General features: G+C 57.3%; 11 protein-coding genes and 1 pseudogene. 4 read left to right on the plus strand and 8 right to left on the minus strand.

The window, feature by feature from the left end; translation table 11 throughout:
* Positions 1-65: 65 nt before the first annotated feature.
* The gene (locus tag G5V57_RS15470; protein WP_165168432.1) at positions 66-1796 is read right to left on the minus strand and encodes an adenylate/guanylate cyclase domain-containing protein; all 1731 of its coding nucleotides are present in this window, start codon (positions 1794-1796) and stop codon (positions 66-68) included.
* A gap of 134 nt (positions 1797-1930) precedes the next feature.
* The gene (locus tag G5V57_RS15475) at positions 1931-2626 is read right to left on the minus strand and encodes an NADPH-dependent F420 reductase (RefSeq protein ID WP_165168434.1); all 696 of its coding nucleotides are present in this window, start codon (positions 2624-2626) and stop codon (positions 1931-1933) included.
* Positions 2627-2837: 211 nt separating this feature from the next.
* On the opposite strand from G5V57_RS15475, the pseudogene G5V57_RS35255 reads away from it, so the two are divergent.
* Together G5V57_RS35255 and G5V57_RS15480 are read left to right on the plus strand one after the other, a co-directional pair.
* Positions 2838-2942: pseudogene (locus tag G5V57_RS35255) on the plus strand (adenylate/guanylate cyclase domain-containing protein); the annotation flags it as partial.
* 513 nt (positions 2943-3455) lie between these two features.
* Positions 3456-3872, plus strand: coding sequence for an ester cyclase (locus tag G5V57_RS15480; RefSeq protein WP_165168436.1), 417 nt, complete (start codon positions 3456-3458; stop codon positions 3870-3872).
* A gap of 449 nt (positions 3873-4321) precedes the next feature.
* Here G5V57_RS15480 and G5V57_RS15485 read toward each other — a convergent pair whose 3' ends face one another.
* From G5V57_RS15485 to G5V57_RS15505, 5 genes are all read right to left on the minus strand, one after another.
* Positions 4322-6649: a molybdopterin-dependent oxidoreductase gene (locus tag G5V57_RS15485; RefSeq protein ID WP_371744793.1), complete on the minus strand. Its 2328-nt coding sequence runs from the start codon at positions 6647-6649 to the stop codon at positions 4322-4324.
* 134 nt (positions 6650-6783) lie between these two features.
* The gene (locus G5V57_RS15490; protein WP_165168439.1) at positions 6784-8169 is read right to left on the minus strand and encodes a tetratricopeptide repeat protein; all 1386 of its coding nucleotides are present in this window, start codon (positions 8167-8169) and stop codon (positions 6784-6786) included.
* Positions 8170-8211: 42 nt separating this feature from the next.
* Positions 8212-8691 (minus strand): type VI secretion system tube protein Hcp, encoded by a 480-nt coding sequence (locus G5V57_RS15495; RefSeq protein ID WP_165168441.1) that lies wholly within the window; start codon positions 8689-8691, stop codon positions 8212-8214.
* Positions 8692-9396: 705 nt separating this feature from the next.
* Positions 9397-9720, minus strand: a complete 324-nt coding sequence (locus G5V57_RS15500; RefSeq protein ID WP_165168443.1) for a hypothetical protein — start codon at positions 9718-9720, stop codon at positions 9397-9399.
* 394 nt (positions 9721-10114) lie between these two features.
* Positions 10115-10756, minus strand: a complete 642-nt coding sequence (locus G5V57_RS15505) for a TetR/AcrR family transcriptional regulator (RefSeq protein WP_165168445.1) — start codon at positions 10754-10756, stop codon at positions 10115-10117.
* 107 nt (positions 10757-10863) lie between these two features.
* Between G5V57_RS15505 and G5V57_RS15510 the strand changes: the two genes are divergently transcribed.
* On the plus strand, positions 10864-12264 hold the full coding sequence (locus tag G5V57_RS15510; protein WP_165168447.1) for an FAD-binding oxidoreductase: 1401 nt from the start codon (positions 10864-10866) through the stop codon (positions 12262-12264).
* Between the two features lie 227 nt (positions 12265-12491).
* Positions 12492-12911: a DUF4440 domain-containing protein gene (locus G5V57_RS15515; RefSeq protein ID WP_165168449.1), complete on the plus strand. Its 420-nt coding sequence runs from the start codon at positions 12492-12494 to the stop codon at positions 12909-12911.
* A gap of 5 nt (positions 12912-12916) precedes the next feature.
* On the opposite strand, the gene G5V57_RS15520 is transcribed toward G5V57_RS15515, so the two are convergent.
* Positions 12917-14656 (minus strand): adenylate/guanylate cyclase domain-containing protein, encoded by a 1740-nt coding sequence (locus tag G5V57_RS15520; protein ID WP_165168451.1) that lies wholly within the window; start codon positions 14654-14656, stop codon positions 12917-12919.
* Between the last annotated feature and the right edge of the window lie 207 nt (positions 14657-14863).

Genomic DNA, 14863 nt, shown 5'->3' on the forward strand with positions numbered 1-14863 from the left:
TGAATGTGAGTCCGGTCCGGGTCATTCGGTACTGGTGCGAACCGAACCGCAAGTCGCCACAAACTTCAATTTGGCAGTCCCGCCTTGTGCAGGCCTTCGAGCAAATGCAATTGATCCGCTTCTCTCTCGAAAGGTTCACCGGCAACGAAACCTCGCGCCGAAAAATCCGGGATGTTCATTAGAACTATTTCAGCATGCTGCTTGGCATGGGCGGTATCGCCGAGTTGGCCGTAACAGGCCGCCAAACATATGTCGTGCGCATAAAACGGCTGCAGCATTCGTAGGCGCGCAGCGATGGCATCGCGGTAACGGTGACAATTGTAATATGCCCCAGCCAAGTCATTCCAATAATATTCCGGATGTAAGGGGTTGAGACGCATCGCCTGCTTGATACAGTCGATCGCTTCCTCCGGTTTTCCTCTGTAATTCAGGAGTTCGCCCATATTGGCGATGGCTTCGGAGTCATTGGGATTAAGCGCCAAAGCCAGCTCGTAATGGTCCTGCGCCTGCTGGAACAGGCGCCGGTGCATGCAGGCGAAACCGAAGGCAAGATGGCCCCGGTTGTCTTGATCATCGGCGGTCAATGCTGCCCTCGCTGCATCAAACGCCTTGTCCAGATCCTCGAGGGCATCGCTGCGTAGCCAGTCGAAGACGTAGGTCAAGGTCAACTCTGCATGGGCGCGGGCGCAGTTCGGGTCGAGCGAAATCGCCCTTAGCAACAGCGCTTGAACTGTTTCGTTTTTGCTGTCGCCGGTGGCGCCCATCAGCGAAATGGCGCGATGGAGGCACTCATAAACCTGGAGATTTTCTGTCGGCCGATGCCGGGCGCGCGTCAACTCCGCAGATTCCAGTCTTCCCACGAGCCGTGATACGATGATCCGTGTGACCTCATCTTGAATGGCGAATACATCCTTCAGTTCGCGATCGTAGCAGTCTGACCAGAGATTGCTGTTGGCGGCTGCGTCCACAAGCTGAACATTGATTCTGACTCGACCATCGTGCTTGCGCAGGCTCCCCTCGACGATGTACCTGGCGCCGAGCCGGCACGCCGCCTCGACTGTCCCGATGGCTTTGTCGCGCAATTGAAACGAAGAGTGCCGGGCTATCACGAACAGCGTCCGGAAGCGCGAAAGCGCATTGATAATGTCGTCCGTGATGCCGTCGCTGAAGTATTCCTGCTCGGGGTCTCCGCTCATGTTGACAAAAGGGATAACGGCAATGGATGGCTTGTCGGACGGCGGCGCAGCGGGCGGGCTGCACAGACGTCCGCCTTCCATGTCCGGCTGTTCCCAGGCTATCCGGTAGGTGCGCACCGGGCGGGCGATATTCTTCGCGGTCTGCTCGCCCACAAACCTGCACGGAAATGAGAGCTTTCCTTCGATCTGCTCCCAGACCGTCCCCGACACCATGATGCCGCCCGGTTCGGCCATCTGCTCCAGACGAGCGGCGATGTTGACGCCGTCGCCCATAATATCCGCACCCTGGACCATGACATCGCCAACATTGATGCCGATGCGGAAATGCATGCGTCGCGCCTCGTCAAGATCGGCATTGCGCCGATCGAGCGCCCGTTGCACCGCGACGGCGGAGCGTACGGCCAGCACAGCACTGCCGAATTCGGCCAACAGGCTGTCGCCGACAGTATTGACGACGCGCCCTTGATGCTCCGCGATCAGATCGGTCATCACGCTGCGATAGAGGTTCAGCGTCTTGAGCGTGCCTTCCTCGTCCCCGCCCATGAGGCGGCTATAGCCCGCTATGTCAGCGGCCAGGATAGCAGCAAGGCGGCGTTCCATCGGGCGTTGCCTAGGTAACCGCGGCGTTACGATCGCGAAATCCTAGACCCGGGACCACGGAATTGCGAGTCTGCTCCGGGTCAATCGCGTCATCGGCTTCCGGAGGCGGCAGCAAACCGCGTCAGGGCGGCGCCTCAATTGGGCGCGGTGAAGCTACCGGGGCTATTTGCCGTCCCGCGCCATTCCGGAGTGCGCTCTTTGCTGGCTTCGGACAGAGCACGCCGCACACCTTCTGCGTCGAAATCCTTGGCATAGACTGGCGTGCCGGGCTGCTGCCGCCAGGACTCCTTCAGTCCCCCAGCGTCGACGCCGTCAAAGCCCAGTTCATCGACGAGCTTCAGCACGATCGCCTTGGCTGCCTCGTCGTCACCGGAAACAGGCAAAGCGATGCGCCCGGTCGTGCCTTTAGGTCGGCCCATCTCCAGGAGGTGTCGGGCGTAGATGTTATTGAACGCCTTGATCACCGGGCGACCCAGTTGCTGCGCGACCCACTGGCTCTCCGCCATGCCCGCCTCGATCGCTTCGATGCGGCCATCGCGTTGGCGCGGGTAGTAGTTGCCAGTATCGACGACGACCACATGTTCCGGCGTATCGGCGAACAAACCGGCTGGGAGGTCCGGGATATTCTTCATTGGAATGGTGACCACGATGAGGTCCACGCCGCGACCGGCTTCGGGGGCCGATACGGCAGTGGCGCCGGTTTCGGCGGCCAGATCGGAGAGCGTTTCGGGGCCGCGCGAGTTGGCTACGAAAACCTCGTGTCCCAACGCCGTGAAGCGACGGGTTAGTGTGCCGCCGATCTGCCCGGCTCCGATGATGCCAATCTTCATTGCTTTTCTCCAATTCGAGCTACCGTTGGATTCGCGTTTTTGTCATTTAGCCGCTTACCGGTTCATCTTGCCGATCACATCCGCGGGACGGCGTTCGCCTTTGGGTCCTCTACAGCGTCGGACGCTCACATGGAATCGGTCCGGCGCTCTAACTCTTTGATTTGCGCATCGGATTATCCGAAAACCGCTTCGCACTTTTCGGTCCGATGCTGTAGGCATTGGCAATTTCGGCGATGCTATTGTCGAAGGTGACACCATCTACGGTGATGGCGTTAATGTCGCGGCGACGCGGCGGTTGGAGATCATTCGGGCGGCCCCGCTTTGCAATAGCCGCCGCCAGCGACCGCCGCGCGTAGTGGGCTCGTGCTCATTGCTCCGGCTCCTCGATCAATTGTCTCTGCTAAGATGGTCCTCCATAAGTGATACTGTAACAGGGTAAGCGCTACACTGGAAACCTGCTGTTCCGGCACAATATGGGCTAGTGGGCTAGTGTCCCGAATCCGAAGTTCGCCACAGCCAGCGGGACCATCCGAGCGAACTTCGGATTCGGAAGGACACTAGTGAATCTAATGATTCTAGTGTGCTTTTGAACGCGAAGTTCCTGTCGGCGCAAGCCGCCTGATATCAGGAGCTTCGCGTTCAGCACACTAGGCGGGGAGAGTAAGCGGCATCTGCTCGCCCACCATGAATTTCGGCCGCCTGTCGCTGGGCGAATAGAGATCTGTTTTTGCGAGGACGCGTTCAGTTGTGCTAGGCTTCCAAGGTGGAGCGCAGCCACTCTCGGCAGATCATCAAACAGCGGTATTGATTGTCAAAGGAGACTCCTGACGTGGCATTGATCACCGAAATCGCGGACAAGTTCTTCGTCGCCTGTGAGACCGGTATGGGCTGGGAGGGGTGCAAGGCCTATTGCACGCCAGAAGCGACATTCGCCGCGCAAGCCGAGCCGCTCGCCGACGTAAAGAGCCTGCAGCAGTACTGTGATTGGATGAAGGGTCTGCTTGGCTTCATGCCCGACGGTCACTATGAGGTCGTGTCCTTTGCCACCGACGAGAAGCGGCGCAATGTCTCGGCCTATGCCGTCTTCCATGCCACGCATACCGGCCACGGCGGACCGGTTCCGCCGACAGGCAAGAAAGTGGCTACGGACTATGTCTATGTCATGCAGTTCGATGGCGACAAGATCAAGCACATGCAGAAAATCTGGCACGCAGGTCTCGCCATGAAGGCGCTCGGCTGGGCGTAATGCGTTAACGTGCGCGAACCGACGACGGCGTTACTTGCCTCAGTGAGGTGCATGATACCGGGTCTAACGGTCCATGACCGCTTTGGGTCATTCGCGGCCGAATCGAGCCAGCGCAAGTCCAGCCATGTCAGCTATGCGCCGATAGCGTCCAATTCCCGCAGGGCAGCGAAATGACGCGAAGGGCCATGAGCGGAACTTCGACCGACGAAAGAAACGTTAGAGATTTGGTGCTCGACGGCGTCGCGATTGTCGGTGGCGCTACGATCCACTGTTTGCCTGGTTCGCCTATTATGATTGATGATCAGCAGCAGGATCCCCAATAACTTGGCCGACAGCTTTCTCTTTCGCAAATTCGACCTTTGGTACGAGGGTGGAGTCAGCCCGCTCTATCTCTTTGATATTGCGCATCGGCTTTCCCGAAAACCGCGCGCACTTTTCGGGCCGATGCTCTATTGGGTGATATCGGGTGCATCGTAACAAGTAATGCGAGGAAGATCGTCGACGAACAATTCCACTTCGACAAGGCAGGAATTGGCACTGCAACCCTGAGCCAAACTGGACGTGCCGCGATCTTGAGTCAGAAGATTCGGGTTTCCATGCTTGTCCAAACTTCCAGGTGAACCTGGCATCAATGGATCGTACCATGCGCCGGTCGAAAGCTGCACAACACCTGGCATCACTTCCGTCGACAGGCGGGCACCGGCCAGGCAAGCACCACGCTCGTTGAACACCCGGACGACCGCTCCGTCGGAAATGCCACGCGATGCGGCATCCAAAGGATGCATGCGGATCGGCTCGCGCTGCTGTATCTTGGACTCACGAGAATTGATCCCGTGATCGAGCTGGCTATGAAGTTTCGTCTTGGGCTGATTTGAAAGAAGATGCAGGGTGCGCTTTGTCGTGGACGCTCCCAGCCACTCGTTCGGCTGCATCCAAACCGGGTGCCCAAGACAGTTTGTGTAGCAGAAACTAGCGACCCGCTCTGAATAGATCTCGATGAGCCCTGACGGCGTGGAGAGAGGGTGGGCCGCAGGGTCGGACCTGAATGCCTGGAGTAATGGTGGCGAGCTCGTCTCTTCGGGAAACAATACCATGCCGTTCATCCAAAATTCGTCGAAATCGGGCAGCGTCATGTCAGACCGGATATTTTCACGTACTATCAAGTCGTACAGATGACGCAGCCAACCCTCCTCGTCACGGTCTTCAGTGAAGAGGCTTTCGAGGCTCAATTCACGTGCCAAGCTTGCGAATATCCAATGGTCGTCACGGGCCTCGCCGGGAGGCTCAACCAACTTATGGGAGGCGATCAGTGCCCGATCTCGCGGGGAGCATGTGATGTCATTCCGCTCAATCTGGAGTGTCACGGGTAACACGATGTCGCTATGGCGGGCGAGACCATTCCAGAACATCTCGTGAGCGATGACAGTCTCAGGGCGCTTCCATGCCCTTAGCAACCGATTGAGATCCTGATGATGATGAAACGGATTGCCACCAGCCCAATAGATCAGACGAATATCAGGATAAGTCAGTGTCTGGCCATTGTAGTCGCACGCGCCGCCCGGAGAAAGCAGCATGTCCGCTAGGCGCGCAACTGGGATGAACGTCTCTACCGGGTTGCGCCCCTGTGGCAAAGATGGCCACTTGATGCTCTGCGCAGCGTTGCCGACGCCGTCAACTGAACCGTACCCAAACCCAAAGCCGCCTCCCGGCAAACCGATTTGTCCAAGCATCGCGGCCAGCGTGATCAGCATCCAGTAGGGCTGTTCGCCATGTTCGGCCCGTTGGAGCGACCACGACATCGTCAAGAGCGTCCGGCGACTACTCATGCGCCGAGCAAGGTCCCGAATAGTGGCCGGCGGGACTGCGCAGATTGGCGAGGCCCATTCTGGCGTCTTGGCCATTTGGTCGCTCTCACCCATCACGTAAGCGCGGAAAGCCGGAAAACCAGCGGTGTAGCGCTCCAGAAAAGTCATGTCGTGTCTATCCTCGGCGATCAGGACGTGGGCGATTGCCAGCATGAGAGCAACATCGGTCGTCGGCTTGATCGGCAACCAGGCTACGTTGCATGCCGGATCCGTATCATCGCGGATAGGACTTACAGACAGGATGTCGACCCCAGACTGCCGCAGACGCTCTAGATTCTCAGTGAGGCCGTGCCGACGAAGCCCCCCGGCATTGATCTGTGCGTTCTTGCTTGAGAGACCGCCGAACGCGACTACGAGCTCCGAGTGCTTGGCTATTGTCTGCCACGTCGTCAGCTCCGTGAACAATCCACGATGGTCTCCTATGACGTGAGGAAGAATGACTTCTGCGGCGCCAAAACTGTAACTGTTCACGGAGCGGGTATAACCCCCTATGATATTGAGAAAGCGATGGATCTGACTTTGGGCATGGTGAAACCGGCCCGCACTCGCCCACCCGTATGAGCCTCCGAAAATCGCAGAGTTTCCGTGGGCCAAGCGGACCCGGTCGAGCTCATTGGCGACTAAGGCAATTGCGACCGGCCAACTGACCGCGACGAACGGTTCGCGGCCACGAAGCTCACCGCCAGCTTTGTGTCTTTTCTCGAGAAATGAAGATCTGACCATCGGTCGCAATATTCGGGCCGGACTATGCATCGCATCGATAATCGAACGCGCGATTGGGGACGGCGCCGGATCACCCTCAAATGGACCCAGCCCCACTAACTCACTACCCTCAGATACCGCGACATATGTGCCCCAGTGGGTCGACAGGATCCTTCGCTTTGGGACAGGAAACAAACTCGCCTCCGACAAGACTCAAACTTTTATTGCCAATCAGTAGCCTCGCATTCTGGCTCTTGGGCTAAACCGCCGTCCAATGGTCAAAGAGGCGCCGTAAGTTATCTCGGATCGACATGGCACCTCAAAGATCGAGAAAATCATTACCCTCAAGAAGAGTCAACGCGGGTTGTTAGTGATGGCCGGATTGGGCTACCCGGCGAGCCAGCCGCAGACTTCGCCGCACGAATCACCAGGCCCTGCACTGGCGCGCCTGCTTCCATGCGTAATTCGGCCTGGATGACTTTCGACTGCAGGCCGAAGAGGTTGAGCAACTGCTCGACGTAAGCCTGGGCATGACTGTAACGCCCGTGTGGCTCAAGGCGATAGTTGACACCCGCGCTGTCTCCGACCGCGTGTTCGAGCGTGAACACGAAGAGCCCGCTTGGGCGCAATGCTCCTGCGGTCGCCGCGATGACGCCTTTCAGGTCGCCGAAATACACGAGCGTGTCGGCCGACACGATCAGGTCGAAGGTTTGACTGTTGTCGCGCAGGTACTCGGTCAACTCAGCTTTCATTAGTGCGTGGTAGATGTTCTTGTCCTTAGCGTGTGCCAGCATCCCTTCGGACAGATCCACGCCGACCAACCGGCGTGCAAAAGGCGCGATGATTGCGCCGCAGAGTCCCGTTCCACATCCCGCGTCCAGCACGTCAAGGCGATGCGAAGGCTCAATGCCGGACTCTTCCAGAGTTGCCGCGACGAGCGATGGCGCACGATACGACAGCCTCCCAAGCTTCGATTCGAAGCTCGATGCAAAACCGTCAAAGGTTGTCTCGACAAATTCATTTGATGCGCGTTCGGGCACATCTCGACCTGTGCAGGCCGCCAACATATGCCGCGCAATCGGATCCCCTGGTTCTTCTTCGAGCCATTCTCCGTAGATTTTTACCGCCTCACAGATCTGGCCCAGCGTGCAGTGCGCCAGGGCCAGCAGTTTTCGCGCTTCGCGGTGCTTTGGTCTGAGCGTGATGACTTTGCAGTAACACACCGCGGCTTCTTCAGTGCGCTTCAACCCGTTGAGCAGAATGCCCAGATTGGTGTACGCGTCGATATGTTCGGGATTCAATCGGATGGCTGCGCGATACGCTGCTTCCGCCTCGACCGACTGTCCGGTCGCCCGCAGGACCACTCCTAGATTGTTGTGGGCGTTCGCGTGGCTCGGATCGATGGCGATCGCACGCTGGTACGAGTCGATGGCGGAGTCCAGCCTATCGTCCGATTGGAAGACGATGCCGAGGTTGCTGAACCAGTCCGCATTATCGGGCACGAGCGCGAGGCTCCGCTCGATGAGCGTGAGGGCTTCGTCGTTCCGTCCTCGTTGATGCGCGAGCACGCCGGCGTAGTGCAACGCACGTGGATGATCAGGCGCTGTCTCGAGCACCCGGCGGTACATTGCGTGGGCCTCGTCGAACTGCTGGTTTTTCTGCAGAAGGATCGCGAACGAGACCGCCTCCTCGAGCGACAACTCACGCGTCAATGATTCTGACGGCTCCATGACCTGTCCAGGCAGGTTTCCTCCAACGTCGCGTTCAGCACACTAGCCGCCTTTGTGGGCTTTGATGTCGAACTTGAAGTGAATCCCCGCATCGAGGGACCCGTCTGCCCGTTGCGGCCTGTACTCGAAATCGACCTTGGCAAACGCCAGACTAACGGTCTCCGATCCCGTGTCGTCGCTGGTGTCGCCGAGCGCGACACCGGTGATGATGACGTCGTTCATCTTGATGATGAGGTACTCCTGCTGGCCTTTGCCCGCTCTGCGCTGTGTGATGGTGGCGTCCTTCAAATGCCCGCCCGTCGCGCACGCCTCCAGCAGCCTCGGAGTCGCCTTGTCGATTTTGTGAACGATGGAGAGATCCTGGAAGGTCGCCCTGCCGGCGCCGCCGCCACCGCCGGTGCCAATGTTCCCGGTATTTGCGACACCCCAGGAGAACGACAGCACCTCGATTTCGTCTTTGTGTTTGACATCTAGGGATTCCCCTTTGATGTCCCCGATCTTTGCAAAGATGTCTGATGCCATCTGGTCACCTCAACGCTCAGACACGCCACAAAAGCCACCTGAGGAGTAGAGACCTCGATTTTTTGGGAGTCAAGGCCTTCGGGCGTAGAGATTTCCTGTGGCGGCAGCAAACCTGTGACATAAAGACAGGGAGACAGATTTCACGATCCCTTACAAATCGGCGTCGGCCGTGGCGGTGGTGATTTGGGCTTCGCGCCGTTTCGTGGTTCTCCTGGGAACACGCCATGTGCGATATACACAGCCTAGCACTTTGCCACTGGGCAGCGAACGAGAAGTGGCAGACAACCGAGCGCCGATTCCTAAGGAGGAGCAATGTCCGTTTTGGGTCATTCGCTACCGGGTCGAACCAGCGGTAAGGTTGGCCATGTCAGCTATGCCCCGACAGCGATTGATTTTTGCAGTGCGGCGAGACGATGCGATGGACCAGAAGCCGACTCATGCGGTGCAGCATATTGGGGATTGCCCTACAAGCCATCGCCAAGGCGGCCAACGCGCTGAACTACGACTCCAGAATGCCTATGACCAGCCGGGGCGTTCACGAGAGCTAGTGTGCTGAACGCGAAGTTCCTGATATCAGGCGGGTAGCACCGACAGGAACTTCACGTTCAAAAGCACACTAGAATCATTGAGTTTTCTAGTGTCCTTCCGAATCCGAAGTTCGCTCGGGTGTTCCCGCTGGCTGTGGCGAACTTCGGATTCGGGACACTAGGGCCAGAATACGCGGTCGTCATAGATTACCACCTTCTGGTCTTCGTAGGACATCTCGCCGAGTTCATAGTCCATGGTCCCGAAGATGACATGCCCACGCCATGTCGCCTCATCAAGACGTTCCGTGACTTTATCCTTGATCTTAATGATAGGAGGCCCGTCATCGGCGAAGACCAGCTCAGCCCGCTGACCACCGGCATCAGTGCACCATCTCTGCGGCTCGGCCGCATAGATGCTCGCTGCGCTGTACAATAGAGCCAAACAGACAAATAGATTCCGCACAGGCGATAAATTGCCCTGCATGATAAAGGGAACAGACATAATCACCTCCCTGAGATGATACTGAGTCAGGTCGGGAACGGTGGTGCCCCATGCCGCAGCGTCGCCATTTTATCACTTTTGGAGCCTGCCCTGATAGGTCGATGCGCTAGTCTAGTTGGCGGGGATATCGAAAGCCTGTCCGGAAAGGTCGACGGTCGCATTGACTGGTAACAGGAAGACGGCCTCAAGGAAGCCTGCTTTGCGTTTTCGACTGAAGGTTCGCATCACGGCCACCTGAGGTCGGCTAGGGGTCAGATTCGGACTTCATGGCCATGTCCACTGTACGGCGGCTTTCTCCTCAAAACCGGGCATAGCAATTGGCAGCTCGGATGTCGCCTTAGGGCCGATAGAAGACTACGGGGACGAAGTGGGTCTTCAGTTGAGTTCCTATTTCTCAAGATCGCTTCGCACTACTCCTCGATCTCCGTGAGCTGGCATGCCGGCACGTGCAGGTGGATGCGGTCGGCGAAGATTCGCCAGCAAGTTTCTTTGCGGCCTGGCACGCGGCCTTGGCGTAGGTTCGATCACCATGAATGAGGATCAACGCTGTCGCTCCCTCCATAAGGAGTACGACTTCGCGCGCCCGTTCCAGAGGGGCCGAGATGCCCGCATTTTCAAGAAGACTTGCCCACCACGCTTCCACAGCTGCTTTGTGGCGATGAGCAATCGCCCGAGCCGGATGGCCGGGGAGGTCGGCCAGTTCCATAACGATGCGGGTGAATCCGGCTCCCGCCCAACCGGGCTTCGCCGACCACCTGGCGAGCTCGGAGAAGAGGACGTCTATTATTTCGTCAGCGCTTCCAGAATAACGGTCCTCATACTTCCGGATGCGCGCCAATGACAGCTCGCTATGCAAGGCCAGCACTGATCCAAGCAGTTCATCCTTGCTGGTGAAGTGGTAGTAGAATGTACGCTTGGTCAAACCTGCGAAAGCAGCGACCTCGTCGACCCCGACGCGGCTAAACCCCTTCCGGTAGAAGAGCTCATAGGCTGCGTCGAGAATTTGTCGCCGGGTGCGCTCTGCGGATCTGGGCATGCCTTACATTAAGCCAATCCTATGTATACCGACTAGTGAGTTTACAATTCGACCGCCGAGGCCTCTGGTAGAACGTGACGCTGCTTGTTCAGGTCAGGAATATTCCTATGAACGAGACGACACGGTCGCGCCTTGCACCCGCCGCGCGCGCGCAAGCCATTGCAGAACTAGCCGCAACATTCGGCAATCGGCTGGTAACCTCACAACCTGTCCGTCAACAGCATGGCAATACCACCACTTGGATCGTCTCCGAGCCGCCGGACGCGGTCATCTACCCGCAGTCCTCCGCTGAGGTTCAGCAGATCGTTCAAATTTGCGCTCGTCACTTCGTTCCGATTATTCCGTTCGGTGCCGGCACCTCCTTCGAGGGCCACGTCAATGCGCCGTTTGGGGGTGTCTCCATCGACTTGAAGGATATGAACCAGGTCCTAGAAGTGCACGCAGAGGACTTTGATTGTGTCGTTCAGCCCGGTATTACGCGAAAGCGGCTCAATGAGCATCTGCGGGATCAGGGATTGTTCTTTCCCGTTGATCCGGGAGCGGACGCCTCGCTTGGTGGAATGGCCTCGACGCGCGCCTCAGGAACGACCGCCGTTCGCTACGGGACCATGAAGGATAATGTCCTCGCGCTGGTGGTTGTGCTTGCGAGCGGTGAGGTCATGACCACGTCCAGGCGGGCACGAAAGTCATCGGCTGGATACGACCTAACTCGCCTAATTGTCGGTGCAGAGGGTACACTTGGCGTTATTACCGAGATGACACTGAAGCTTCATGCGATTCCGGAAGCGATTTCGGCCGGTGTTTGTGCATTCCCTTCGGTCCAGGCTGCCTGCGGCGCCGCCATAGCTGCAATTCAAGTAGGTATCCCTGTCGCGCGCGTCGAACTTCTCGATGAAGTTCAGATTCGCTCATTCAACGCATATTCAAAGCTCAGCATGCCGGAAACACCGATGCTGTTCCTTGAATTTCACGGATCGGACGCCAGCGTCGCCGAGCAAGCTGAGTGTTTCGGCGAGGTTGCACGCGACTATGATGGCAGTAGCTTCCAATGGGCTACAAGCCTTGAAGAGCGGACACGCCTTTGGCAGGCTCGTCATGACGTTTTTTGGGCAAATTCATCTTTCCGCCTTGGCGCAAGGACCGTTGCGACTGACGTCTGCGTGCCTATTTCACGCTTGGCGGAATGCGTCACCGAGACGAAACGAGACATTGAAGCAAGCGGTCTTGTTGCGCCAATCGTTGGACATGCGGGTGACGGAAATTTTCATGCGTCCGTCTTGGTAATGATGGAAGACGCCGATGAAGTCGCTCGCACTCAGGCGTTCATTGAGCGTATCGCAGAACGTGCGCTTGCTATGGAGGGCACCTGCACCGGTGAGCACGGTATCGGCCAAGGCAAGAAGCATTTCCTGGAAGCGGAGCATGGCAGTAGCGCTATCGAAGCCATGCGTGCGATCAAGAATGCGCTGGACCCGAACGGCATCATGAATCCCGGAAAAATCGTATAGGCAATGGAGCGGACGCCGGCCTCATGTACGCTTTGGGTCAGATTCGGACTTCATGACCATGTCCGCTGCACGGCAGCTTTCCCCTCAAAACCGGGCATCGTATTTGATAGCTGGGATGTCGCCTTGAGGCCAATACCGGACATGAGATCATAACCAGATTGGCTATCGAACCTGGGAAACAGTATGTTCTCTCCAGATGACCGAGCATTGGTCGACATGGAGGCCAGATGAACGCGGAAGAGCTTGCCATCATCGCTGAGGTACGCGAACTTCACAGGAGGAGGGGCGAAGATTGGCTGCGTAGAGAGCCCGAACTGTATTTGTCGTATTACTGGAATGATGCCGTTATCTTCGCTGTCGGGGAGCGGACGACGTTGCCTGATTTGCGGAAGTGGTGGCTGGCAGTTTTAGAAGTCGGCGGCGGTCCTCTATCAATTGATCTTCCGCCCGCAGATGACATCGTGATCAGCGCCCTAGGTGATGCCGCGACAACAAGTTTCGAGTGGCGGCAGCGGTTTCGGGCAGCCGATGGCGCCGAGTGGGATCGATCGTATTGTGAAACTAATGTCTGGTATCGGCGGAATGATATTTGGAAGATTGTCCGAATGCACATAACCACCTTGGGCGGCCTACAACTTAAGGAGTGAGTTCATCACTCCAAGATACCTGCCCTGTTTAGACCATCGAGCCAATGTTCCAAATCCTCCTTCCGCAGATATGGCGACCCCATTTTGTATTCTTCGATTGTGAAGCCTGGTCTCGCAGCGATGCATTTCCGCCAAGCGACGATAGCATCGTCGATCCGCCCAAGTTTACCGAGACATGCAGTGAGATTGGCGAGGCCACGGTAGTGCTCATTGTTTCGCCACCTCCGGAATGATTCTAGCGAGGCCGCGTAGTCGCTGAGCAAGTAATAGGCACAGGCAAGGAGTTCATGAACCCAACCCGGATCGAGTGGATCGAGCCGGCGAAGGCGCTCCCCAATATCTCGAGCTTCGACCGTTCGGCCTTGCCAAAGCCGAAAATATCCCATCCAAGCAAGCACGTAAGGATTTCGCGGCCCGAGCACAATGGCACGGTTCAAATGAGCTTCGGCGGCTTCGAAATCCCCGTTCCACCGACAATTGCTAGCTATTATAGCCTCGGCGTGTCCACTTGCCTCGCCCAATTCGATAGATCGTTGAGCGGCTTGAAGAGATAGGACCCGACGCGAGGCGTCGGCCGCGAACACAGATGCGTAGCCATTCGCCTCTGCCAACCATGCATAAGCTCTAGCTGAGGTCGGGTCCAGCTCTATGGCCGACTCAAAATGCTGAATCGCATTTGCATTGTCCTTTTCGGAGAAGCGGTGAAAGGCCTCTATCCCGCGCAAAAGTGTATCGTAGGCATCGAGGCGCCCCCGCTTCTCTCGTTTAGAACGATCGATTTCAGCGGCGCCGACCCGCCCGGCAAGTGCCCAGACGATTTGATCGGTAACTTCATCCTGAACAGCAAATAAATCATCGAGATCGCGATCATAGCGTTCGGCCCACACATGGTTGCCCGAGGAAGCCTCGATCAATTGGGCCGTAATTCGAATGCGTTTGCCAGCTCTCCGAACACTGCCCTCAACGACATAGCGTACTCCCAGCTTCCGCCCGACCTCAGCGATATCCACGGCGCGCCCCTTGAACACAAATGAAGAATTGCGAGCGATGACAAAGAGGCTGGGGTTACGACTGAGTTCGGCAATGATGTCCTCCGTGATCCCGTCCGAAAAATATTCTTGTTCCGGATCGGAAGACATGTTGTTGAAAGGAAGCACCGCGACAGAGGGCTTCGCCGGAAGGGGCAGATTATCAGAGGTCGGCAAGGGTGTGTTAAGCTGCTCTGCCGGCGCGACCTCAAAGGCGCGCACCGGCTCGGCAATATTTTTGAAGAGTTGTTCACCTAGGTCGACGAATGCGTATGGAAGCTTGCTTTTGACCTGATCATAGATGCTGCGCCCGACAACGACAGTACCGGGCGCCGCCAGCTTTTCCAGGCGAGCTGCCAAGTTAACAGCATCGCCATAAATCGTCCCACCATCAGAAATGACGTCTCCTAGATTGATCCCAATGCGGAATACCATACGATTGTGGTCGGGCCACTCTGTGTTGCGTAGCGCGATCCACTCCTGGGTTTCGACTGCGCATTGCACGGCATCAACAGCGCTCCCGAACTCAATCAACAAACTGTCACCAGCGGACCCCACCACTCGCCCTTGATATTGTGCGATCTTGGGATTGATCAGATCTGCACGTAAGCCATTTAGCCGAACGAGTGTTCCGGCTTCATCCGCGGCCATCAAGCGAGAGTATCCGGCAACATCTGCTGCCAGGATCGCGGCAAGCTTTCGCTCTTGTCGTGTCATATAAGCCTCCGGCGAACCCTCCGACCGCCAGGCAACTGTCTGATTTTACAAGGTTAGCTTCTCCTCTTGCTCCTTCGCCGTCAAGGCGCTTGGGGGCACTGTCCGCTTCGGGTCATTCGCGACCGGGCCGAGCCAGCCGCAAGTCCGGCCATGTCAGCTTTGCCCCCGATAGCGGCCAATTTTCGCAGCGCAGCACGATGACGCGAA

The sequence above is a fragment of the Nordella sp. HKS 07 genome (assembly GCF_011046735.1).
Classification (GTDB): domain Bacteria; phylum Pseudomonadota; class Alphaproteobacteria; order Rhizobiales; family Aestuariivirgaceae; genus Taklimakanibacter.